General features: G+C 44.5%; 18 protein-coding genes. 5 read left to right on the forward strand and 13 right to left on the reverse strand.

The features are described 5' to 3' along the window. Positions 1-75: 75 nt before the first annotated feature. The 7 genes from FM107_RS01880 to FM107_RS01910 all read right to left on the reverse strand — a co-directional run bounded on the left by FM107_RS01880 (position 76) and on the right by FM107_RS01910 (position 8,268). A complete protein-coding gene (locus FM107_RS01880; RefSeq protein ID WP_086947187.1) occupies positions 76-1,308 on the reverse strand; it encodes a DUF4374 domain-containing protein in 1,233 nt (410 codons plus the stop codon). A 13-nt stretch (positions 1,309-1,321) separates the two neighbouring features. Next, positions 1,322-3,655 (reverse strand): TonB-dependent receptor plug domain-containing protein, encoded by a 2,334-nt coding sequence (locus tag FM107_RS01885; protein WP_086946819.1) that lies wholly within the window; start codon positions 3,653-3,655, stop codon positions 1,322-1,324. Between the two features lie 29 nt (positions 3,656-3,684). Then, positions 3,685-4,389 (reverse strand): hypothetical protein, encoded by a 705-nt coding sequence (locus FM107_RS01890; RefSeq protein ID WP_086946820.1) that lies wholly within the window; start codon positions 4,387-4,389, stop codon positions 3,685-3,687. Positions 4,390-5,168: 779 nt separating this feature from the next. Beyond that, positions 5,169-5,804: a hypothetical protein gene (locus tag FM107_RS01895; protein WP_086946821.1), complete on the reverse strand. Its 636-nt coding sequence runs from the start codon at positions 5,802-5,804 to the stop codon at positions 5,169-5,171. Positions 5,805-5,820: 16 nt separating this feature from the next. Next, positions 5,821-6,144: a hypothetical protein gene (locus FM107_RS01900; RefSeq protein ID WP_086946822.1), complete on the reverse strand. Its 324-nt coding sequence runs from the start codon at positions 6,142-6,144 to the stop codon at positions 5,821-5,823. Positions 6,145-6,756: 612 nt separating this feature from the next. Continuing rightward, a complete protein-coding gene (locus FM107_RS01905; protein ID WP_086946823.1) occupies positions 6,757-7,863 on the reverse strand; it encodes a hypothetical protein in 1,107 nt (368 codons plus the stop codon). A 36-nt stretch (positions 7,864-7,899) separates the two neighbouring features. Next, a complete protein-coding gene (locus FM107_RS01910; RefSeq protein ID WP_086946824.1) occupies positions 7,900-8,268 on the reverse strand; it encodes a hypothetical protein in 369 nt (122 codons plus the stop codon). A gap of 530 nt (positions 8,269-8,798) precedes the next feature. Between FM107_RS01910 and FM107_RS01915 the strand changes: the two genes are divergently transcribed. Together FM107_RS01915 and lipB are read left to right on the forward strand one after the other, a co-directional pair. Then, on the forward strand, positions 8,799-9,926 hold the full coding sequence (locus FM107_RS01915; protein ID WP_086946825.1) for a metallophosphoesterase: 1,128 nt from the start codon (positions 8,799-8,801) through the stop codon (positions 9,924-9,926). A gap of 113 nt (positions 9,927-10,039) precedes the next feature. Then, entirely contained in the window at positions 10,040-10,738 is a 699-nt protein-coding gene (gene lipB, locus FM107_RS01920) for a lipoyl(octanoyl) transferase LipB (RefSeq protein WP_086946826.1), read from the forward strand. A 114-nt stretch (positions 10,739-10,852) separates the two neighbouring features. On the opposite strand, the gene FM107_RS01925 is transcribed toward lipB, so the two are convergent. The 3 genes from FM107_RS01925 to FM107_RS01935 all read right to left on the reverse strand — a co-directional run bounded on the left by FM107_RS01925 (position 10,853) and on the right by FM107_RS01935 (position 16,636). Further along, complete coding sequence (locus FM107_RS01925; RefSeq protein ID WP_179204377.1) at positions 10,853-12,349, reverse strand: RagB/SusD family nutrient uptake outer membrane protein; 1,497 nt, start codon at positions 12,347-12,349, stop codon at positions 10,853-10,855. A gap of 10 nt (positions 12,350-12,359) precedes the next feature. Next, a complete protein-coding gene (locus tag FM107_RS01930) occupies positions 12,360-15,500 on the reverse strand; it encodes a TonB-dependent receptor (RefSeq protein ID WP_086946828.1) in 3,141 nt (1,046 codons plus the stop codon). A 65-nt stretch (positions 15,501-15,565) separates the two neighbouring features. Next, positions 15,566-16,636: a FecR family protein gene (locus FM107_RS01935; RefSeq protein WP_086946829.1), complete on the reverse strand. Its 1,071-nt coding sequence runs from the start codon at positions 16,634-16,636 to the stop codon at positions 15,566-15,568. Positions 16,637-16,826: 190 nt separating this feature from the next. Here FM107_RS01935 and FM107_RS01940 point away from each other — a divergent pair, with 190 nt between their 5' ends. Then, on the forward strand, positions 16,827-17,429 hold the full coding sequence (locus tag FM107_RS01940; protein ID WP_086946830.1) for a sigma-70 family RNA polymerase sigma factor: 603 nt from the start codon (positions 16,827-16,829) through the stop codon (positions 17,427-17,429). Positions 17,430-17,527: 98 nt separating this feature from the next. Here FM107_RS01940 and FM107_RS01945 read toward each other — a convergent pair whose 3' ends face one another. Next, on the reverse strand, positions 17,528-18,532 hold the full coding sequence (locus FM107_RS01945; RefSeq protein ID WP_086947188.1) for a nucleoside hydrolase: 1,005 nt from the start codon (positions 18,530-18,532) through the stop codon (positions 17,528-17,530). Positions 18,533-19,052: 520 nt separating this feature from the next. Then, positions 19,053-20,594 (reverse strand): hypothetical protein, encoded by a 1,542-nt coding sequence (locus FM107_RS01950; protein ID WP_086946831.1) that lies wholly within the window; start codon positions 20,592-20,594, stop codon positions 19,053-19,055. A gap of 654 nt (positions 20,595-21,248) precedes the next feature. Here FM107_RS01950 and FM107_RS01955 point away from each other — a divergent pair. Both FM107_RS01955 and FM107_RS01960 read left to right on the forward strand, forming a co-directional pair. Continuing rightward, the gene (locus tag FM107_RS01955; protein WP_179204378.1) at positions 21,249-21,557 is read left to right on the forward strand and encodes a helix-turn-helix domain-containing protein; all 309 of its coding nucleotides are present in this window, start codon (positions 21,249-21,251) and stop codon (positions 21,555-21,557) included. Then, the gene (locus FM107_RS01960; protein ID WP_086946832.1) at positions 21,554-22,783 is read left to right on the forward strand and encodes a type II toxin-antitoxin system HipA family toxin; all 1,230 of its coding nucleotides are present in this window, start codon (positions 21,554-21,556) and stop codon (positions 22,781-22,783) included. Before FM107_RS01955 ends, FM107_RS01960 begins: the two co-directional genes overlap by 4 nt. Positions 22,784-23,207: 424 nt before the next feature. On the opposite strand, the gene FM107_RS01965 is transcribed toward FM107_RS01960, so the two are convergent. Beyond that, the gene (locus FM107_RS01965) at positions 23,208-23,822 is read right to left on the reverse strand and encodes a hypothetical protein (RefSeq protein WP_086946833.1); all 615 of its coding nucleotides are present in this window, start codon (positions 23,820-23,822) and stop codon (positions 23,208-23,210) included. Between the last annotated feature and the right edge of the window lie 74 nt (positions 23,823-23,896).

Genomic DNA, 23,896 nt, shown 5'->3' on the forward strand with positions numbered 1-23,896 from the left:
AAACAGCGCTTCTAGGCGCTTAGGGGTAGAATTCCCAAGCAGCCTAAATGCCTGTCTATAATAAACGATAGATAATTAATCAAGATGCTCAATAGCCGTAAGGGTACCTCCTTCGATTTTCAGACCCCTAGTCGCGGTTGCAGCATTCGCATCAATTTTATACACATAGTTAACACCTGTGGTTAGGTTCACGCCGATGTAACCTGTGTTTCCGTCGGCTGGAGTGTAATTATTTTGTGTAATCGCCTTAATATCTTTTAACTCGGGCATACCGCTCACCTTCGTATAACTTTGTGTTGTCACATCCAGAATTCCTACGATATTTCCTGTAGAAAAAAGGTTTTTCTCTGCTTCGGTGTTCGAGAATACGACAAATTTATTGTTTCCAAGATATAACCAGTCGGTGATATTAAGGCCGCCTGAAAGTTCCTCGAAATTAATAAGGAACGACTGATCAAACTCGGTCGTGCCAGCATTAATACGGGTCACCGAGGAGGGTTTAGTGGTGTTAAAATCTTGCGCACCGTCCGAGGTCGCGATCGCCGAAGAATAAGCATAAACATCTCCATTTTCCGTAACGCTAAGCCCATCTGTAAAGTAACGACCAATGAAACTAGTACGGTCATCGTGGATAACTTTTTCTAGGGTCATATCCGGATAATTGTACACCGCGACCCACGCCTGATCCGGATAGTCGGTTCCAAAGCCAGCCTCACAGCATGCTTTTATCGAGAAAAATGGCGCATAAACTTTATTACCCACCTGCGTCAGCCAGCTATAGAATGCCAGTTCACCATTATCAGCAAGTTCCGCGGTATTGACATTTCCTTGTCCAGCGATCGTAAGTGAATTGGTGTTAAAACGGTACCAGGTGGAGGTTGGATCGGTGATATTACGAGAGATCTTCATCATTAAGATATCATCGTTCACCGGTGCAAATGCCTGCACAGTTTCTGTTACTGTATTGGCAAGTTTGTTTAACGAGCCGTCCTGAATGTCATACACCGTTACAGCGCCGGGGTTCCCTTGACCGTACAACATGCTAAAAAACTTATTGTTGTGCGTAACGTAATAACGGTATGTGCCATCCTGCTCTACGCCGTTTCCCTGCGTGGTTATCGAGCCTTCCTCAAGACTGCCGGTCGTAAGCAGGTAATCGGCCACATCTGTCGCAGCAGTAGGTGTCACCGTAAGGATGAAGTTTCCTTTGTTTACTGGATTTGTGCCCGCGTCCCCGTCGGAATTTTTGTCGCACGCAGTCAAAGAAACGACAACAGCAGCGGAAAGTAATAATTTTCTAATATTCATGATATTTTTTGTTTTATTTTTTGTTGAGATAATAACGTAGGTTGAGATAAAACGCACGGCCTGGTCGTTCCATACTAAAATTATCGTATAACCGTTGATTTGTAATGTTTCGAGCTTCTAAACCAATATTGTAGCGGCCATCAGCCACAGAAAAAAGAGCATTAATGTCATGACTCAACTGTCCTGGAATATTCTTTTTATCAATTAGCCCCTGACTTGGCCAGTATAAGTAAAACTCATGTACATACTGCAAATTATAACCGACGCTCAAGGCGTTCCCTTTCCCGGAAAAATCATCAAATCGAACCTGTACGTCGGAATTTCCAAAGAAATACGGAATATTCGGCATCTGATCTTTGTATACAGGACTAACATTCGTAAAGCCTTCGTCAAACTCTTGCATGTTTTGAAGGTATTGATAGGTCCAACTTGTTCCCGCACTCAACCAACGCCCGTAGTGGTAACGCAGTTCGATATCACCACCGAATGTTCGCACACCGTCTCGATTGTCAGCAACATAGCGCCCTTGATTTGCCTCTAAACGCTGGTAGATAAAATCTTTGGCATATCGGTAAATTGCCCCCGCGGTCAGATCGAACTCATGCCCTTGCCCGGCAGAAAAGTTGTAATTAATCCCTACGTTAAAGTTGTTGCTAGTTTCCGGCCTTAGACCTGGATTAGCTGACTGATTTTCAACATCTCCGAACATCTCGTAAGGGGTTGCCATGCGATTTGTTAATTCGTAGGACCCTTTCAGTTGCAACGCATCGGAAACAAAATAGGTTCCAGCAGTTCCCCAGCCCAATTTTTTGGCACTGCTGCTTGCGTCATCCCCATTTAAATTATTCTGTACAATATATTTACCAAACACGGAAATGCTCCACAAGTCGGAAACCTGATATTGATACCCTAAGCCCAGCACATTCTTACGAGTTGTTTTGGCCAATTCGTACTCATTATTAAGTGGGTTCAAGGGATCCTCACCCTTACGATCAAAATTATTAAACACATTATTAACCGTGATGGTCTGCTTTTCACCAATTGAATAGTTAAAATTTGCGGTTACTAACGCTTCATTATTACGGTATTTATACATCGACTGGGCCCCGCGTTCTCCAGAAGTTTCCGGTAACCTTGCCCCCGTGTCGCCGAACCAGTCATACCTGCGGTTGACGGTGTCAATGTTTCGCTCACTACCGAGGTTCAAATTCGCATTAAGCACGACATCAAGCCCCTTAATAAGGTCGTTCTTACTGTACTTCAGTGAAGGCATCACTAGATTACCTCGGCGGTGCCAGGCTCCAAAGACCGATTCCATACGAGCCCCCGTCTGGATTTCCTTATAACTCTTGCCAAGGTTTATCCCTAATAACAATCGATCGGCATAGGGTTTATCGACAACCCCGAGGCTCGCAATGACCGTCTCGTTATGGTACGTATCGTGAAACCGTTCTACCTCAGCCGGTTTACTATAACCTTCGGGTCTATTGTTATGGGCTTCAAGATGCACCTTGTAATTATTATCTGAATAGTTTTGATAAGCACTCAATTGGAAGGTTAATCCTTTTTTCGTGGTTGTAGCAGCGTTAATAACCGTGCGGTGCGTGTTGAATGACCCGTACGAATAAGATACGTCAACGTAATTACGGGCTTTATTCCCCGTCACGATATTTATCGCTCCTCCCAAGGCATCCGAGCCTAGCCAAATGGGTACAACTCCTTTGTACACCTCGATACGCTCGGCAAGGTTTACCGGCATGTTATTGATTTGGAACGTGCTCCCCATGTTATCCATCGGGATACCATCGATAAAAAAACGAACGTGATTCCCCGAGAACCCATTAAGCGAAAGATTCATGCTCGAACCGAGACCTCCCGTCTCACGAACCCGCACACCGGAGACCCGATCTAATGCATCGGAAAGACTAAGCGTCGTGTTGTGTAGCTTTGTTGCGTCTATTGCACTCACCGTAAAAGCCTGCCTATTGATTTCTTGCACTTTAGTAAGTCCGGTCACCTCCACCTGTTCGATGTTCTTTTGCCGCTGCACTAAGCGAATATCAAGCGTGTTCTCTCCCGGATGCAGGGTCACCTCGCGGCTGTACGGATCGTATCCGATTTGCTCCACACGCACCTGAACCGTCGATTTTTCAATTTTATCTCGCCGGAATAGCCCCTGCTCACTGGCAAAGATCGGCTGCCCGTCGATCTGAACGGCTGCAGATTCCACCGGTTTATTATCCGCACCACGGACCGTTCCTTTTAGTACATACTGCTGCGCGTACCCGCTTAGGCTGGTGGCAAGCAGAAGCATTAAGGGTAGAATACGTTTTAAAATATTAAACATGGTAAGATTATATGTTATTGCTTCTCAGATTAGTTTACGTAGATGACCGTTGTTACTCCGCGCCACACATTTTCGATATTCTTTCCAAACGTGTCATCATCATGTTTATCGGTCTTTGCAACTTCGATCACATATTTTCCTTCTGCCGGAGCAGTAAAAGCAATCTTACCTTGTGCGTCTGTTTTAAGGCTCTTTGTCCAGCCTGCGGGAGCCGCAACTTCTACAGCCGCGTCCCGGAGTGGAATCCCGCCCTGAGAAATAACTGCCTGCACCTTGCCTTGCGTCTTGTAGCTCCCCCGCGCATCCGTTTGGATCATGATGGGAACCTCCAGCACCTGATCACTTGGTTTTCCTACGATCACTTGCGCAATCGACGAGAATTCAAACGCCGTGGTTTCATAGGGTTCTTTTGCAGGGTGGACGACAAGCAATGCGTACGTGCCATCGCCCTGGGGGATAAATTCACTCGAAAAATGGTCGTTATGTGCGGTTTTGGTTAACTCCGTGGTCGCACCACTTGGAGAGACCAGAATCAATTTAAAGTCCTTGACGTCGGAATACCACTTGTCAACAGGATCAATAAGCCCTTGCGCGTATTCGCCATAGTAGACCCGTACTTGTTGGCTTTGGCCCTTTTTCCCGGTAGTCGGCGCTTCTATCCAAAGGGCGTGAGAGAATCCAAATTTAACGCATACAAGCGCCGTCAATAACAAAATAGTTCTGATAGTTTTCATTAAAAAAATAGATTAAATAATTTCTTGTAATAGAAGAATATCAGTTGAAACCGACCTGGCACCAGATGAGGAGCTCTCCAAACGGATACGGATATTAACGCGCAGCCATCAGGATAATTACAGTTGATTCGCTTCATTCTTCTTCTAATTCTTTTGACCGTTCAAACAAGTTGAACAGCGAACGGAAGGACTAGAAGAAGTAAAAAAGGACAAATGGAGTATGCCCTATTTTTGCTAACTTGCGTGTCCTTCCGTACTTGCAGTGCCGAAGGATCCTGGCGAATTTTTCGCCAAGATGATCTGAAAGCAGTTACCGCTGATTTCAGATTTGCGTCGTGCGAAGTTTCCCGCTTCTGCACGGCGCTCTTTTTTTATGGGTTTTTGAGGCCCGATTAGTTTATTGTTTTATTTAGACTAATTACAAACTAAGGCAAATGTAAGGATAATCCGATAACGTCAAAATTTTTTTTGACATTTTTTTCCTTTCTCGCAGCATTGCCCGAACCCATAGCCGAAACTCGCCGCAGACATCTCAAAAAAAAGAAGGACCGATACAACTATGCACCGGCCCGTTCTATTAAAAACTTAAAGACTAAATTAATAGCCGATTAAATCAATCTCCCCCAGATGGGTCGAGGCTTGACCTTTAAAATTATCTTTCATCACCACGCGTATCTTTTTTAAGTATTGCGGCTCGATACCAAAGACTTGCATTACAAAAAAACCCGGCGTTAATACCAGGCTCCCTATTTCAAATAATATTTAGAAATTTCACATGTTTAGTTCTCCCCAACATGAGTCCAAATATTACGCGAAGTATTTTTAAATTTCCCGCCTTTGAAACTATAAATATCGGGACCTTCGGTGCGTGTCCCTTGCCCGCGGTCGTAAGCGAAAAGTTCATAATCTACGGACACGCTATCGCCATAATCTCGAATAGTTAGATAAGCAAATTCAGTGAACGAGGAGGCTCCGCTCGGGCGCAGGTAGCAATTTTGAGCAAGCACCGTCTCGGCCACTTTATCTGCGGGAAAATAATCCCGAATGAGCGCTTGTTGGTCGGAAGACCCTTGTTTTCCCAGCTCCAGTGCGGAAGTAAGTCCACAATACTCGCCATCACAATCACTCCCGCCCATCGCGGCATAAAATGCAGCCAGCGCCTTGATATGTGCCGGTAGATGAGTTGCCAGGGAGTCATCAATTGTTCCTGGAATTTGCGTGGCGGGCAAGATTAATGGGTAGCTCGTAATAGCAGGGCTTTCGGGCACCGTATCGGACGCCGCCACATCGACAGGCACCTGCACGCTATCGGCCGTATTCGAAGATTTACTTTCACCATTATTACAGGCGCTAATACTAACGAGAGCGACTAATCCCAGGATACTCCCTAATATATTATTCGTTTTTACATTCATAATCCGTTGGGTGAAATTAAATAATTTGAATTTTAATGTTTTTAATGTTTCTCTCCGATAGAAACTTGCTCATATCCTGGATCAAAGTAACGGCAGATATTTTGGACAGCATTCTTGTTTTGAACCCGCAAAATGCTTTGGCATAATTCCCGTTGATCATGAACCGTTCAATCAGGTTTGGAATATCGACATTGCTTACCTGCCTGAACAGGCCATTCTCGCCATCTATCGACATAAATTCAGCCCTCAGGCTGCGTATTAAGACCTCTATACTAGCCTTTTTAGACTTTCTTCCAATGCTGATTGGAGAAAAAGAATCGATATTTAATGCGTTGATCACTTCTAAAACTTTTAAATAGCTATTGCGTCAATTTGACATTGATATTGAGCTGTTTGGTGACATCAAGGTACTGAAATTCGGAATCTTAACCAATTTCATTCTTGTTTTATTTTAACATTATTTATCAGATTTATTTGATTTGCTAAGATTTGGTTTAGTATATATAGTCTTAAGGTTCATAATCCTATATAACCTGCGCATACGTTTTTCACTAATAGCGTATCCGAGATCTTTCCGCAAATATGCCGCCAGACTGCTCTTTCCTGGAATTCGCTACCTAGATGATGGCCAAAGCTGCCCTTGGGACAACATAAAACAAAAAAGCAGGCCCCCACCTGCTCTAATCCCTTAATCCCATCTTACCAGAACCCCATAATCCGAAAATCCAACCGGTTTCGTTCGACAGCGATTTCATTGTTTTTCCTTCGGATGCAACGAAAACTTCGCTATTACCAGCAGTATTTAGCCTTTGTTGAGTTAATCGGTCAATTTTTGTTAATCTAATAATCTTGACTTCAGAAAATTAAAAAATTGATTTTTCCTGTCAAGAATTAAGTTCTAACGCTAAGTAACTTCCCCGAAATAACGTTGATGCCGGCTGCCACATGCAAATTAGCTCACTACATTCTGAGCAATTAATTTCACATTGATCGTATACTCCACATCATCAAATCCCGAAGAATAATTGTCGGTGCTGTTGTAGGTTTTGGTATTATCTAGCGTGAGTTCGGAAAGGTTAATGCTAAAAGTACCTACCACGTCATTGCCACTTGTGCCATCATCGTCGTAAACGGTGACTTGGACATTAGAATTAAACCAAACAGAGCGGCCACATTCCCAGACATCCTTTTCTTTCATGGAAAAATAACTGTATGGTGGGTTGCGGTATAAGACCACACCTTCTCCGCCACCATCCGCCTGAAAAGTAAAATAGATTTCATTTTCATCTCCTGCTCCGTCACTTGACGGGTGCACGCAGGTTAAACTTTCAATAATTAAAAAGTTATTTTTTCTTGGCTGGTAAACAGGTTCTAAATAAGGGTTCTCTCCTTGGGTACCTAGAATAAACGTAAAGCTTTCAACTTCAGCAAAACCTTCATCGAGCCCGGCTCCAATTGTCATAGTCACCCCTAACAATTTTTCGGATTTCGAATAAAGAACGCACCCGCTAGCCTCTACCTCAAAACCGAGCGCTACTTCGGTACCCCATGCATATCCGCCAAGATCAGCAGGAGCGCTATCCCATAACCCAAATTGCACACCAACAAGTGCTCCTAACTCAATCCCTTCCATAATCCACACAGATAAGAACTCTGAAGAAGAGACTCCTTTATCACCTCCGATTCCGATGGCAAAGCCCAACGTACCTGCAATGCCTAATATAAACTCCGCTTCGAAACTTATTCCTATTGAAAAGCTACTTGCACGAAGGTCCAACGAATTAAGCAAGCTTTTCAATTTATCAAATTCCGGATTATCGAGTATTTTGGCTACGCCTGACTGCGCAGTCGGTAAATCCATATGCTGCAATTCCGTCAAGAATTTTTTTCCAGCGACGGAATTGCTATAATTTATCCAAGCTTTCTCTGCTTCGGCAAAAATCTTTCTTTCATTATCAGATATAGCCGGTTTTGAAACTGGTTTTGCCGGCACTGGAAAATCCATTGCCTTGCAGGCTCCCACGTAATTCGCGAATTGTATTTCAAATTTATTGTCCATAACTATTATATTTTATTATTGGTAGAACACAGGGTATCAGTCTATGTAAGTGAAATTAATTGTATATTCTGCCCCGTCCAAATTTTTCAACGGCTTGGTAGATCCTGAACCACTCCCGGCCACAAAATCATGACTTTGCAGGTAGTTTGCTGTATTCGGGTCAAATGGTAGGTCGTGATCCCAAAGTGTAACCAGCACCTCATAATCAAAGCCAAGCACCAGATCCAGTTCCCATGTTTTACCTTTCTGCATGGAATACGACTTATTAAAACCCGCGGGAACCCGGACAGGAATTCCAGCATCTGATTGGCATACTAAGTAAAGTTCATCACTACTCGTCCCTTTATCTCCAGATGTACCTCCGCAATAAATAGACTTGATTCGAATTGAATGTTGTTTGCTCATAATTGTTTAAATTTATTTATATAGATCGTTTGAATTGGAAATTTCAGTTGAAAAGAAATATTTTATTCTCATTACACATTCTTACCCCCTAGTAATCAATGGGTTTGAATACTTAAAATTAAACTATTAATAATAAAAATTATTCAACATGGATACACATACACGTAAAATGACATAAATATGATAGAAAACAACAGGCGAACGGCCGCCTTATCAGTTCGTTGAAAATCGCCAACCAACCCCTTGATGAATTGAACAAAGCCGTAGCGAATAAACCTCTATATATCCCATATGCCTATAATATAAGGGCATAAACACACAGGTATTTAGCAATCTATCATCCTAGTGATTGGAGAGAAGGAGTTATTCTATGTCGAGCAAATCGAATTTAGCACCTTTAGCAAAAGTAACACCGCTGTTCGGGTTTGATTAGACGAACTAAATCATTTAGAAAGTAGCCTGCGACCTTTAAGCACATTCTGATCGTACATCTTAACCTCAATTTAATCTTTGTTTGGTAGGTTTGTAGTATGAACGATGCAAAATACAGATTTCCGGTTATCTTAAGACAAGTAACGGATGACTCCGCTAATTTCAAACCCCTTCCTAAACCTACTGGTGCTTACCCTTACCGGCTCAACATCGACAATGTCCCAGGGCTGAACGCTGAGGATTTTCGCGACCGGATGGCATTTCACATGGTAGGCGATACGGGAAGCGCACGTCAGTCTTTTTTTCAGGAACCGATTGCCTCGGCTTTATCACGCCAGTTAGACGACACCGAGCGGGCGACACCGGCGTTTCTGTACCATCTAGGAGATATCGTATACAACCATGGCGAAGCCAAGGAATATCCTGCGCAGTTTCTAGGGCCCTACCGGAACTACCATGCGCCTATTTTTGCAATTCCCGGAAATCACGACGGCGATATTAACCCCGAATCCGCGGACCCCTACGAAAGTCTCGACGCTTTCCTTGAAGTGTTCTGTGACAGCCAAAGTAGGCCAATCAGCTTTGCCGTTGAAAACCCCAGAATGAGCATGACCCAACCAAACGTGTATTGGACACTCCTCACACCACTAGCGCGGTTTATCGGGCTTTATGCAAATGTTACCAAATTTGGCACGATCACCGATGAGCAGCGGACATGGTTTATTGAAGAGCTCATCGAAGCGGGCCGCCATGCGCAAGCTATCATCGTTTGTGTACATCATGCGCCATACTCAGCCGATACGAACCATGGATCAAGTCAGCAAACGATCGACCTTCTTGATGCAGCATTTGAAATTACAGGTGTGTATCCCGATCTTGTCTGTAGCGGACATGTGCATAATTATCAACGGTTTTCAAAACAATACAGCAATGATATCCAGGTGCCTTATATCGTTGCGGGCGCCGGCGGATACGCGGATCTGCACAGCGTTGCCCTTGAAAATGCTCCGGACGTTAGCCCATTAACGGGTGATGATTCAGTCGCCTTAGCGGCTTACTGCGACGACCGATTTGGCTTTCTTAAGATGAATATACAAAAGATCGGCGCGGAAATACAGATCGCCGGCGAGTACTATACGCTTCAAGATGAAGACAATTTCCAGCCCGTACTATATGATAGATTTGAGATTCCATGCCGCCGATCGGCGCAGCTTAACCTTGATTAACGACTGAATTGGTAGCGAATCATCGTGGGGAACCCAAATTTTTACGCCCCGCTCATAAACAGGTTCTAACATTTCTATTTAATTGCATAAATTTGCATAGAAGAGAATTATACATGCAAAACAAAAAAGTAACTTTCGCAGATTGGGGACTACTTGATTATCAAAGGGCATGGGATAAACAAGAAGAAGTGTTTGCCAAAACAATTGAAGTGAAACACGACAACCGGGTTAATGGCACCCAAAATCCAACACCCAATCATCTTATATTCACCGAACACCCCCACGTATATACGCTAGGGAAAAGTGGGCACCAAGAGTACCTTTTGCTCGACGAGGAAGGTTTAGCGGAAAAAGAAGCTTCCTTCTATAAAATAAATCGGGGCGGAGATATTACCTACCATGGGCCTGGACAAATTGTAGGGTATCCGATTTTAGATCTGGATAACTTTTTTACGGACATCCACCTTTACCTGCGTACGCTTGAAGAAGCCGTCATCCGCACTTGCGCCGAATATGGCATTCTTGCGGGCCGTTACGACGGGTATACCGGTGTCTGGATTGATGCAGACAATGATAAAGCCCGTAAAATATGTGCCCTGGGTGTACGGGCCTCCCGCTGGGTCACGATGCACGGTTTTGCTTTTAACGTAAACTCTGACCTTAGTTATTTTGGAAACATCGTCCCCTGTGGAATCGACGATAAGGATGTAACGTCCTTGGAAAGAGAGCTTGGGCGAAAGCTCGATATGCCAGACGTTAAACAAAAACTAAAGAAAAATATTGCCGATCTGTTCGAAATGGAACTCCGCTAGCCCAGCAGGCCCCCGGAACCATACCGCAAACAAATTAAAAAAGGCATTAAGCCTTTGCACCTAATATCCGTACAAAGGCTTAATGCCTTCCAGCATCCTGCATCTGCCCAAACGCTAGTTATAGCCTTCGTTCTGACTCAGATTTCTGTTTTTAACAATTTCATCGTATGGAATAGGGAACAACACGTGATGAGGCTTCACATTTTTTATGCCCGCAGCGTTATCACCTTGCACATTACGCATCGCATCGGTGAGCTTATTCCAGCGGCTCAAATCCCATTTACGCTGAAACTCCCCCACAAACTCCCGTGCACGCTCTTCCATGATCTCCTCGCGCAATTGTGGCTGGCTTAAGCTCGCGCTCGCTAGATCTGCTTTCACTCGTTGGCGAATCATGTTTAGATAGGTAACCGCCTCGCCCGTATTCCCCAATTCATTAGCGGCTTCGGCCAAAATCATGATCACGTCCGCATAGCGCAGAAAATAAAAATTCTTCTCGCTAGCCGTCCGGTTAGCAGTAAGATCCCAGAACTTAGGGCCAAACCACGGGCGTGAATTCTCCTTTGATCCACGGTTAAAGTTTTGTCCATTATATCCCCAGGATAGCGAAACCTCACGGCGCTCATCCTGTAACGCATATAAGGATATAAGATGATTAGACGGGTAATACTGCGGATAGGATTGCAAAAGAATGGTACCGAAATCGACACCTGCGTACGTGCCTCCCGAAGCGTCGCCCGTAGGAAAAAACCAGGAATAAAATGAGTTTACTATAAAATTTTGGTTGGTCTCTGCATTTCGCGCATATTGAATCTCGAAAATAGACTCCTGATTATTCTTGCTTTTGTTACTCGGATCAAACAATTCTGCATAGCTCGGTAACAATATATATTCACCGTCTTTTACTTGCAGCGCGGTGTCGTATGCCTGCTGCCAGTTTTTATCGAACAAATAGATTTTCGCTAATAATGTAAGGGCGGCACCTTTGGTTACACGTCCCGTGTTGCTGCTGTCATAATTCGCTGGCAAACTAGCGATAGCCTCCTGCAAATCAAGAATCATCTGTCCGCGGACCTCGGCGATAGGGCTGCGAGGCAGCTGCGCGACCTCATCCATGTTTAGCTCTTCAGTCCATACGGGCACATCACCAAACGTATTGGTAAGGATATAATAGTACATCGCGCGAAGAAATTTACTCTCTCCGAGCAGCTCGTTTTTCACCTCCTCATCAATTTCTGAAGCCGATATTCTGCTGATCACGAAATTTGCGTCCTTAATCGCCGCATAACAAACGCGCCACACGGCATGGCTATTTTCCTCGGTCGCTGAGGAGAAATTATAATCTTGGATAGCTCGGATCGTTGTGGTCCCCCCCTGATTCATGAAAAGATCGGTACCCGCCATCGTAACGGCCCAAAATCCCTTTTGGTTAAAAAGACCCGGCAGGTGGCTATAGACCCCATTTGTTGCTTGCCGGCATTGATCTACCGTTTTGAAAAAAGCATCTGGAGCAATGATACTCTGCGGATCTTCGTTAAGTGTCTTTTCACAGCTCACCAGTGAAAACATGACACAGAATAGAGGTATAATGATTTTTTTGCTAATTGACATAACACTAGTATTAAAAATTAAAGTTTGCACCAATGGAGAACGTCCGGCTATTCGGATATGCCCCATTATCTTTTGAACGGATCGTGGAACTGGATCCTGCCGAATTTACTTCCGGATCGTATCCGTTGTAATCGGTTAACAAAAACAAGTTTGTTCCGGAAAAAAATACGTTCAGCTTGTAGTCGGACTGTTTGAATATAGCCGAGCTCAAGTCATAGTTCAAGGTCAGTGACTTCAAACGTAGAAACGATGAGTTCTGTAAGAAATACGTGCTGGGTATATTATCCCTTGAGTTCACTGCTGGAATATCCGAAGTCGGATTGTCTTCGGTCCACCGGTCTTTCATGTAACTCATCTGATTGGTTAAATAAAGACCTACACCTGTAAAATATTCCATGGAATTCCACATGGTGCTGCCGTGCTGAAACTGCAGGAACATGTCTAAGGAAAGATTTTTGTACCGGAAATTGTTGCCCCAGCCACCAAAAATTGGTGGGTTTGGTGTTCCTAAATAATGGTAATCGTCGATATTTAATTCACCATCACGTTTGTGATCGTAGTATTTCTGCTTACCGGGCTCATAGAAATTTGAGATAGAAACATACGTTCTGTCTTCCAGTGGTTTTGCAAGCTCTGCGTCGATTTCCTCTTGACTATGCCAAACACCGGCATAATCTAATCCAAAGTTTGCTCCCACCGGTACGCCTTCTTTAAGATAATTTGTAGTCGCTCCATAACCCGTGTTATCCAAAGCGACCATCACTAGTGGACCAAGGTCGGTAACCTCTTGATCGTTGGTACTAAAACTCAGCGAGGTTGACCAGCCAAAGTTCTTTTTGTCAATCACCGTACTGCTAATACCCAGTTCAAAACCCGAAGATACCGTCTTACCAACGTTGATCAAACGACTGCTATATCCCGTTTGCGTAGGTGTCTGAACGGTTAGCAACAGGTTTTTAGTGTGCATATTATAATAATTTGTGGTAACGTCTACCCGTCCGTTGAATAACTGAAAGTCTACCCCGGCATTTAACTGGCTCGAAGTTTCCCACGACAAATCATCATTAGTAATATTACCCTGTTTGTATCCCAATGTTGGGGTGCCACCGAATACGTAACCATTGACGTCCGCCGACAAAGTAGGCAAAGACTGGTAATTGCTAATACCTTGGTTGCCCGAAAGTCCGTAGCTCAAACGCACTGATAAGTCGTTCAGGATGGATTCGGAGATCGACATATTCTTGAAAAAATCTTCTTCGGCAATCCGCCATTTGATCGCTGAGGAAGGGAAATAGCCCCACTTTTTATTCAACGCGAAATTAGAGGCCCCATCGTAGCGATTGGTAACGGTCAAATAGTATTTATTAGCGTAGTTATACTGCACGCGTCCGATAAAAGAAACTTGCTTATTGAGGCTATTCGCAGAACTGATATTACGCTGATCTTGCGGAATGCTTCCAAAACTATTCCACCGAACGATATCGTTCGTTAACCCTCCGCCACCAACATCAACAGCGTTGCTTTCGGTAGTTTGGTAGGTAAAGCCCCCTAGGAGGTTTAAGTTATGGTCTCCGAAACTTTTGTCATACGTTAAAGTATTCTCGTTCAAAAGATAATCTTTGAACCGAATATCCGTGCTGGCGACCCCAAATTCAGCACCACTCGCTACATAAGAAGGCATATACGATGGTACGTAGTCATGATAAACACTGTTTGCTAAGTTCACCCCTAATGAAGTTTTGAAACGTAACCCATCTAATAGCTCATATTGCGCATAAACACTTCCCAGTAGATCATTATACGTCGTGTGCGCGGTAATCATCTCTGCCGAAGCAAGCGATGTATTTACCGTACCGCCGCCGAAATAAGCAATCGGATTAAAGCTCGATGGCGACCCGTCAGGATTCCGGGCAGCCATCGTTGGAGGCAGTGTTAACATGGAGCTCTTCCACCCCGCCGTTGTACCTAAATTTACGCTCGAGCTCGGCTCACGCTTATACCTAGCGATATTCATATTCAGGCCCATCGTAAAACGTTCACCGACTTTTTTTGTTAAATTTAAATTTGCCTGGTAACGTTTGTAAGAGGAATTTAATATCACCCCCTTTTGGTCGACAAGGTTTCCCGACACTCTGTAGGTGAAACTTTCACTTCCACCGGACATAGCCATGTTAAAATCCGAGTAAGCCCCCGTTTGAAAAATCTCTTCCTGCCAATTCGTTCCCACATCACCGGTAATAGCTAAAATAGAATCTACATTAGGATACAGAGGCGCTTGACCTTCGTCCACATACGCCTCATTGACGAACGAAACGAAATCTTTGGCTTCCATCATATCCACTAGTTTGGGAACATTGGATATACCGTGCGTCGCAGAGAACGAAAATCTATCTTTTCCAACCTTACCTTGCTTTGTGGTTATAATAATAACCCCGTTAGAGGCCCGCGAACCGTAAATGGCCGCCGAAGAAGCATCCTTAAGAACATCAATACTTTGGATATCTGCCGGATTGATCGTATTCAAGTCGCCCGCACCAACAATTCCATCGATAACATAGAGCGGCTCGTTGGAAGCACTCACCGAGCGACTTCCGCGAATCCGGATCGTGGTTCCCGCTCCCGGAGCGCCCGTAGTCGAGGTCACCTGCACGCCCGGGGCACGCCCTTGGAGCATCTGATCAACGCGCGGAACAGGAATATTTTTTAAATCATCGCCGTTGACAGAAGAAACTGCCCCGGTTAGATCTTTCTTTTTCACCTGACCGTAACCAACAACAACTACTGCATCCAGATCCTCCGATGCAGGTGCTAAACGAATAAGTATCGAGTTGGCACCCGTTGGCTTGATGGTAACAGTATGGGGCGAAGAGCGTCTAAACCCAAGCATCGTTGCCTCGACCCTGTAGGTTACCCCACGCTTAAGGTTCTCAAAAGAAAAGGCGCCTTTCTCGTCAGACGAACGACTCGACACACGCGTACTACTATCGGTATACAACTCGACCGTAGCGCCACTAATTTCACCACCTAATTCACTAATAACCACTCCTTTTAGCTGTCCGTTATTTTGCGCATGCGCTGGCAAGACAAATAACAGAGGAAGCACGAGCACCGCGATTGTTCGCCAATGCTTAAACAACATTTTTGTATTCATTTCAATTTTAAAAGATCAGTTTTAATCAACTTATTAATTTAGTTTCATTACTTATTCGTCCATTTTTACTGCCCTCGCGCACGACGGATTTTCACCGAATCATCGCTCCGTATTTCATACTGCACACCATTGGTCACACTGATAATATCCAGAATGGTTTTTAGGTCATCTTGTGCAGAAAACTCCCCCGTGAAATAAAGGTCCCTGACCTTGACGCCCGCTACGTCAAACTTTGTCCCTCTTTTCGCCGAAATTCGTCGGAGTACTTCGTCCAACGATGCCTCCTCGAAATGCAGACTTCCTTCCTCTTCGCTGGCCGTTGCTTTGGCCACCGATCCCTTAACCTTCGGTGTTTTGTTCTCAAAAGTGCTTTTCTTTAATTCCGATTGGTGTAGTTGTATGGCCAGCTCGTCTCCAGGAAATAAGTTTTGATCCGCGATGGCATACCGCGCTTGGGGCGTAGATTTCACGACTACCTTACCGGTCAATAGACGAACCGTTATCCTTTCGGCGCCCCGCGCGTTAACGATAAATGAGGTTCCGAGCGCTGTTGTCGTATAACCGTGCGCTTTCACCACGAATGGCTGCAGCGAATCATGCGCCACACTGAACGCAGCCTCACCACTTAGCGCGAGATGACGTCCCTGCTTCCCGTAACGCTCATCATAAGCGATATAACTTCCTGCACGCAATGTCACGACCGAACCATCCATCAGTTTAAACTCTTTTTTCTCTTGGCCTTCGTTACGCAGATATAGGGTATCGTACAAAACTCCAGGATCGGGCGTACTAGAAACAACCCGTTTCTCGCCCGCCTTCTCCGGCATGAGCAGGTAGGTAAGCCCCGCCACAAAGACCAAACATACCGCGACGGCACATTTTTGCCACCAGGGCGTAATATGCCGAACTACAACTTCCGTTTGTCCTGTTTGCTCAAGAATACTACGCCAGTAACGCTCGTAATCCTCGTCACGATGGAGCTCTTCATCGTTCTGAATTTCACCAAAGCCCTGCTGCATTTCTTCGCGTAGTTTGCTCCTATTCGCGTTTAGCTCCGAGAGCAGGTCCCTGCGCGCTTTCTTGGAGAGCTTCCCTTGCCAAAATAACCGGATCAATCTACTTAAGGTCTCATTCATCGTAATTAAATACGCGGAGCCTGCCGATATCGCCCTAGTTTTTATATTAACAAATTGTAAATAAATTATAACCAGACAAAGCGGGTTTGATCATAATTTGTTAATGTTAATTTACCCCTAACCACCACTTTAATTCAATAATTTTGTTGCGTTTTATTCGTCTCAAACACGAACGTACCACAGGTGCATTATGGAGAACTTTGAAAAAGAAATAGTAGCTATAAAGGGGTTAAAAGATGGAGACACCCGTGCCTTCAACCGTCTATATCAGCATTATCACAAGATGGTCCATGCTAACATTTTAAAAATAGTGAAGGCACCCGAACCGTCCGCAGAGATCCTTCAGGATGTATTCACTTCGCTATGGCAAAATAGGAATAAGATGAGTATTGAAAAACCTTTGGGTGGATGGCTCTTTGTCGTTAGTTACCATATGTCGTTGAATTTTATCCGTAAAAAGCTAAAGGAATCGCTTATTTTGGTGGAAGAATACCCTTTCGATCTATGCAGCAATAATGAGGACAATTCCGAAGAGACCATCTTCGATCTGCAGATGCAGCTCCTCGATCAAGCTGTTTCCGAACTTCCCAGACGTAAACGAGAAGTATTCCGAATGTGCCGCTTCGAGGGACACAGCAAAAAAGATGTAGCCGAAAATTTGGGACTGAGCCTTCGCACGGTAGAAAACTATCTGAAAGATGCGAACAGAACAGTTAAAGAATATGTTGTGCAAAAGTACCCTAACCAGATGGGAATAATCACGATTTCTCTGTTGATACCGTACCTTCAGTAGCACCGTTCAAACCCCAAATAATCGCTCTATAGAACCAAGGGGGGGTGTTTGAAAAAAATATCACGAATCGAAGGCTTGCCCGATAAAGTAAAACCTACCTATTTTTTCACCGGCTGATGCATCATATATTTTTCAATTAACAAGGCTATTTGCTCGTCCGGCATTTTTTTAACAAGATAGGCGTGTCTACCCTGGTCATTTTGTATCCAACTGTTGGCGCCCGTTGTTTGATCGACTATCAGTGTACCCCGCAAGGCAGTATAATACGGCTCGTACCCTTTGATGGCAACGAGCACAGCCGTCTGATCCCAGCTGTTGCGGCCGTAAGGGTTATCTTGGGCAAGACTTAACTTATACGTTTCTTTAATTGGGCTATTACTTACAGGCATCTCCGAAGTAGGCTTCCCAGTTAAAATATCTTTTCCGATCTCAAAACCGCTCAGCAGAATTTCTGTCGGCCAGTGTTCAGCAACGTAGGAAGCCGAGACCGCATCCTGTTTTATATTGAATTCTCCTTTTTTACTCTGCGGAAATTCGCCTGCCATACTTACAAGAAGATTTACTTTTTTGGCAACCAACTCCTGCCCACTAAGATTGCTGTACTGGTCTGCGCCCGATTCAAGTAGGTTCCGCAAGTTTGTCATAAAACCAATAGAGCAAATGGTTAGGCTATTATCAGCCGCTAGGCTGAGGATCTTCCGATACACCGCTACCGCATCCGGCGCATCCGAGGTTTTATCCGTGGCGTATTTGTATTTTTCTGTTAACACGACCGGCCATTTTTGTTCCTTATGCCACGTAGTAAGCGATACGCCGCTGCCTTTGGTGGCGCCGACTGGGATATCAGGCCTATTAAAATAATTATTGATTACCTCGATACACGGAACGGCATGCTCATCCATATTGGATGAGATCGTTGCAATAATATTTGCTTCTCCACTATCGGCCAAAGCATGCATCACGGCCATCGCCCCCACATCATCATAATCGGGCCCAATATCGGTATCCAAAATAAGGTTAACCCTAGCCACCTCATTGTTTTGATTGGTGGCCTGGCAGCTTATAAACAAGACCGATATCAGTAGCAGTAGTATTCCTTTCATCGTTGCGTTTCTCATAGACAAACAATTCGTTCAACAAGTTAAGAAAAAAAATACACAACACTCTTGACCAACCAAACATTTCAACGGCCATCGATTTTCATTCAAGTTAAGATATTCTTCAGAAGTATGCACAGTGGTAAGGCTGGCTGGAAGCTTTTGATACACCATAAAGCTTCGCCGGCACTTAGTGCTTGGGAAAGGCTATCACACCCCAAGGATTTAATAAAGACAGTAACCGCGCAATCTTGAATTCCCTGAAAGGAAAAGGCGCCTTTCACATCCGTAGCCGTGGATAGTTTTAGACTAGCAGATCGTAGACCGATCAATGCACCGGGAGTAGGGGCGCCCCCGTTGAATGGGCTACTATTCCTTTCAATTGCCCGCCTGTGTAACGAGGCTAAAGGACGCCTATAATTATGAAATATTTAAAATGATTTTCTCATACCTTGGGATTGGTTTAAAATGTCCCCAGAGAGTTCAACACTCTTTGGGGACACTGCAGCGCAATTGCCTTCGTGCACTAACTGATGGTGTCGAGGTTATTACCTAAGTTACGGTAATCGATTTTCTCTTTTGGATTTGTTCCGTTCAGGTATTCCTCCACATTGGTATAGCCATCGCCATCGGCGTCCTTGGCGCCATCTGTAGGGTCATTCGGGTTCAATCCGTGTTTCACTTCCCATTCGTCCGGCATACCGTCGCCGTCAGTATCGACAGGTACCTTCGCTTCCTCGTAAGTCAACTCTGGATAACCGCCCACTTCCTCAATGGACTTGATAATACCAGTTTCGGTTGTAGGCTTTCCTGTGCGCACCATCTCCACCACACGAGTATCTACCGCATCTCTTTTTGGTAAAGTTGCTCCGGCATTCGCCAATACCGCTTCGAAGGCTTCTTCCGCAGTATGGTGCGGCGCTACCGGCCAACCTACGAAGGGTGTATTTACGCCCGCGATGGTTTTGGCTTGTTCTGCGGTAGAGCCGTCGTCCTTGATACGCATACCTGCCCAATTATTCTGGGTTAACTCCGCATTATCGTGCATGATGTTCCCTGCTACATACCATTTACCGGGACGGTTCTCCTCTTTCTGATACCAATCTCCTTCTTTCCATGCATTACCAGGAGAGTACATACTACGCTGCTCAATACGGGCGAACACGTTGCGTATATTGTCATTCGTCGCCGGTCCTGGCTTATAATAGTTATTAATAACGTTGATTTGAGATGTCTCATCGCCCCCATCCATAGAACGGTGCCCCCAGTTGAAGATCACGTTATTTCGAAAATCGAATGGTCCTGACATCCCTATAGAAGGATTCCGGGCCGTGTTGCTGGCAAAAAGATTGTGGTGGAACGTAGAAGGATTCCCTCCCCAAGTACCGCCAAACGCGTGCCCCCTCGCATTCAACGCTTCACTAGAGATGGTCCATTGAATAGTGATGTTCTCCGCTGGATCTTTAATTTGCGTGCTTCCGTCTAGCGATGGTCTCATGTGGCGGTAAAGGGAGATATTCTCGTCCATTCCCCAGCTGGTAGAACAATGGTCGATAATAATGTCGCGGTCTGGGTTACCACCGATATTGTCATCGCCTTGCCCTCCGACAGGTACACCTCGACGCACGCGCAGGTGGCGGATTATAACATTATTGGTATTTATGTTCAGTGTACTGGCAATGCAGATTCCATCACCGGGAGCAGATTGCCCTGCAATGGTGATGTCTGGATTATCAATATTAAGATCACCCTTCACTTTTATCGTGCCCGCGACGCGAAACACAACAATACGCGGACCCTTTGCGCCAAGAGCGGCACGTAAGCTACCCTCACCGCTATCGTTGAGATTCGTCACGGGGATTACTCTTCCTCCGCGGCCACCTGTCGTAAACATCCCCCCGCCCCAAGCTCCGGGAAATGCCGGAATAACCTCTTCGGGCATCCTTGGCGGATGTGGAGGGATTTGTCCGCGTTCGGGTTGCTGGGCACTTATGTCTACTCCAGCTGATAAAAGCCCTACTAAAAGTAAACTTTTTAGCGAATTCTCACGGAATGTTTTCTTTTTCATTTTTTTAGTTTTAAATATTATTGTTCATACAATAGAAGCGTCCGGAATAAACATCGTATCTTTTTTCTTGTTGGTCGTGCTTTCATATTGTAAATAACAAACATAATCAAAACAACATCAGTACGTTTATAGCTTTTTTTCCAGCTCCTGTATTATGTTGCCTGTTACTTCGCGCCGCGGACTCTAACTGGCTCTTCAGATTTTGTCCGTATTGCCGCGGATTTGCAGGTAACATTCATAAAAGACGACAGAACCCGGGGAGAGGGATATGTTGCTCTTGCATAATAATTATTTTGTAGTGAAATAATAAACTTTAAAAGGTAGCGGAAAATACACAGAGGAAACAAAGAGTGCATTTTACTTGGATCTGTGAACTATACGAGACGCGGGGACTACCATACATAGGTTTAATACCAAAACGATTTTTCACTAAATATCATTTAAAAATAACTAATACTATGATAGTAGTTATCACAATTTTTATTATTAAATACCACTATAGTGTTACTATAACATATATCGCACCTGCCTAAAACACCATTTGTGGAATGTCCGCTCTATATCCAACTTTTCGACGCGATAATTCAGTTAAAATCTTTACTTTTATACCACCATAGTATTAGTTAAATGCAAAATTAACACTTAAAGAACAATATGATATCACTTATAACTCCATTAAAAGCTCAAAAAAAAATAGCCCAATACGTGCGTGAGCGGAGACTTATACGCGATTTAACTCAACAAGGATTATCGCAACGCTCCGGCGTCCCCCTTGCCACATTACGGAAATTCGAACAAAAGGGGGCTATTTCGTTAGCGTCGCTTTTAAAGCTATTAGCGGTCGTCGGTGGATTAGAGGAGATAGCAGATGCCTTAAAACCAAGCGCACCTAAATTCCGATCTATTGATGAGGTTTTGAATGAAAATACCGCTCAAATAAAGAAACGAGGAAACAAAACATGATTCAACACGTAAAAGAAGTAATCGTTAGCCTTGACTTTGGCAACCAAGTCCAGCAAGTAGGAAGACTTGCCATACGCGAAAATACAATTTACTTCCAGTACGATGAAGCATTCGTAGAATCTGGAATCGATATATCGCCTCTTAGGCTACCTCTTCAGGCTGGATTAATCGTGCTACCTAAACGTCCGTTCGAAGGGTTGGCGGGTGTCTTCAACGATAGCCTCCCTGACGGTTGGGGTCGGCTATTATTTGACCGGCTATTAACCGCACACGCCGTGCAACCCAAAAGCATATCCCCCCTTGACAGGTTAACCCACGTCGGCCGTGAGGGTATGGGCGCACTAATTTACGAACCAGACCGAAGCACGCCTACCACAGCTACCGGCCAAATCAGCCTTGACCAATTAGCACAAGATGCCATGGAAATTATAAGTGGCGGCAGTGAAGAGGTTCTAAAAGAACTATTTATGCTAAATGGTTCTTCTGCCGGAGCACGCCCCAAGGTACTCATCGCTGTAAATAAAGAAAAAAAGGATCTTATATATGGAACAAATGAGTTCAACGAAGATTTCGAGCCCTGGCTTATAAAATTTCCAAATACGCAAGATGGGTCCGATGCAGGGGCCCTCGAATATGTTTATGCGCTCATGGCAAAACTGGCCGGGGTAGAAATGCCCGAAGTACACCTTTTTGCCTCTGGAAATGGGCCCGGATTTTTCGGAGTAAAAAGATTCGATCGCGATGGCAATAAAAGGAAGCATATGCATACTGCTAGCGGCATCTTGCATAGTGATTTTAGAAGCCCTACTTTAGACTATTTAGATCTAACAGAACTAACAATGGCACTTACTAAGGATGTTCAGGAAGTCGAAAAAATATACCGCTTAGCAGTATTTAACGTGCTCGCGCACAACAGAGACGACCATGCAAAGAACTTTAGTTTTCTGATGGACAGCTCTGGCCAATGGACGCTCTCACCGGCCTACGATCTAACATTCTCGAGCGGACCAGGCGGAGAACAAAGTACCATGGTCGCCGGTGAAGGTAAAAGTCCGCAGACAAAAGATTTAATCAAGCTAGGAGAAAACAGCGGAATAAGGCGCTCAGAGGTACGCCACATAATCGTTCAAACTAAAAGTGCACTCGAGCGCTGGCAAGAGCTAGCCACGACATATGGCGTCTCAAAAGCACAGATCAGCGCCGTGAAGGCAAAAATCTGTAAATAGGCGAGTTAACGAAAGGAGAAATATTTTCGCTTTCCCCAGCAATTCCGATTTTAACAAGTGTGGATGCAATAAGTATATTACCGGTAAAAATTATCTTCGCGCTAATCACATTTGAGTCAAAGCAGTCTGATTGTTAAAAAAGAATCTCGCTTTTTTACACCCCTGAAAATGCACCATGCACGAATGACAATCTAAACGTTCCTTTCCCAGCTGGCGACCTCTCTTTTCTGTATACGATCCTCCCCATCGGGACGAAGCCATGCTGCACGCGAGATCGGCCCGAGTTTAACAAGCAGGAAACAAATTAGACATACCGGAGACAGAGATGATACGATTGGCTTTTGTTTCAATTTAATGCAGAATGAGATTGGCTTATTTTCTACGAGCATGAAAAACATACTGTTAGCGCGGATCGCGCAAGATGCTAATCGAACTGGTTTTCAGACTTTTCTAATAATCCAGATAAAAAAGCCTTCCACTGCGGGTAGGAGAAGCCTATTTTAGCGCCCATGCCCACTAGTCCGTTACGCACGTTATCAATGGCGTTGTCACTCGCAAGGTTGACTTCTTCATTACGCCCATAATAATATACATGAACGTCTGGCCCATCCTTCTTCACGACAAAGCTAGAGCTCGCAAAATCCTTAAAGAAATGAGATGCCTGATATCGATCCTCACTCATCGGTGCGGAACAGGGGTGAACAGTAAGCTGAAAGAATCCTTCATGCGGCTGGTCATCGATCTCGGTAATACGTACCCAGTCAAAGCCCTCACCACTAATGGTTCCAGGCCCAGGAATATCGATCTTTATGAAATCCCCCTCCCTGGGGGTCTGTTCGATCGCCTCCCCCATATAGTTTGTGTGAATGAACTGTGCAGAGGCTACGCCGGCGACTTCATCCCAACGGTTAATATCCATCAGCATCATTCTGATGCGTAAAAATGCTTTTTCCGCTTCCTGTTGGGAAACAAAACCTCTTGCCTCTTGAATATCCAACTGCTTGCCGCGATATTGTTCTGGTATATTTCCTTCTTCCATAACGCTTTTTATTAATAGAATACCCCAGCTTAGCAAATAGTTTTTCTATTAACACAAAAATCACATAAAGCCGC

It is taken from the genome of Sphingobacterium sp. JB170, assembly GCF_900163865.1.
Lineage (GTDB): Bacteria > Bacteroidota > Bacteroidia > Sphingobacteriales > Sphingobacteriaceae > Sphingobacterium.

Bases quoted from the DNA above. Each gene is read 5' to 3' on its own strand.
- FM107_RS01925 (WP_179204377.1), bottom strand. From the start codon at position 12,349: ATGTCAATTAGCAAAAAAATCATTATACCTCTATTCTGTGTCATGTTT.
- FM107_RS01965 (WP_086946833.1), bottom strand. From the start codon at position 23,822: ATGGAAGAAGGAAATATACCAGAACAATATCGCGGCAAGCAGTTGGAT.
- FM107_RS01930 (WP_086946828.1), bottom strand. From the start codon at position 15,500: ATGAATACAAAAATGTTGTTTAAGCATTGGCGAACAATCGCGGTGCTC.
- FM107_RS01910 (WP_086946824.1), bottom strand. From the start codon at position 8,268: ATGAGCAAACAACATTCAATTCGAATCAAGTCTATTTATTGCGGAGGT.
- lipB (WP_086946826.1), top strand. From the start codon at position 10,040: ATGCAAAACAAAAAAGTAACTTTCGCAGATTGGGGACTACTTGATTAT.
- FM107_RS01935 (WP_086946829.1), bottom strand. From the start codon at position 16,636: ATGAATGAGACCTTAAGTAGATTGATCCGGTTATTTTGGCAAGGGAAG.
- FM107_RS01960 (WP_086946832.1), top strand. From the start codon at position 21,554: ATGATTCAACACGTAAAAGAAGTAATCGTTAGCCTTGACTTTGGCAAC.
- FM107_RS01905 (WP_086946823.1), bottom strand. From the start codon at position 7,863: ATGGACAATAAATTTGAAATACAATTCGCGAATTACGTGGGAGCCTGC.
- FM107_RS01945 (WP_086947188.1), bottom strand. From the start codon at position 18,532: ATGAAAGGAATACTACTGCTACTGATATCGGTCTTGTTTATAAGCTGC.
- FM107_RS01915 (WP_086946825.1), top strand. From the start codon at position 8,799: ATGAACGATGCAAAATACAGATTTCCGGTTATCTTAAGACAAGTAACG.
- FM107_RS01890 (WP_086946820.1), bottom strand. From the start codon at position 4,389: ATGAAAACTATCAGAACTATTTTGTTATTGACGGCGCTTGTATGCGTT.
- FM107_RS01955 (WP_179204378.1), top strand. From the start codon at position 21,249: ATGATATCACTTATAACTCCATTAAAAGCTCAAAAAAAAATAGCCCAA.
- FM107_RS01895 (WP_086946821.1), bottom strand. From the start codon at position 5,804: ATGAATGTAAAAACGAATAATATATTAGGGAGTATCCTGGGATTAGTC.
- FM107_RS01885 (WP_086946819.1), bottom strand. From the start codon at position 3,655: ATGTTTAATATTTTAAAACGTATTCTACCCTTAATGCTTCTGCTTGCC.
- FM107_RS01940 (WP_086946830.1), top strand. From the start codon at position 16,827: ATGGAGAACTTTGAAAAAGAAATAGTAGCTATAAAGGGGTTAAAAGAT.
- FM107_RS01950 (WP_086946831.1), bottom strand. From the start codon at position 20,594: ATGAAAAAGAAAACATTCCGTGAGAATTCGCTAAAAAGTTTACTTTTA.
- FM107_RS01880 (WP_086947187.1), bottom strand. From the start codon at position 1,308: ATGAATATTAGAAAATTATTACTTTCCGCTGCTGTTGTCGTTTCTTTG.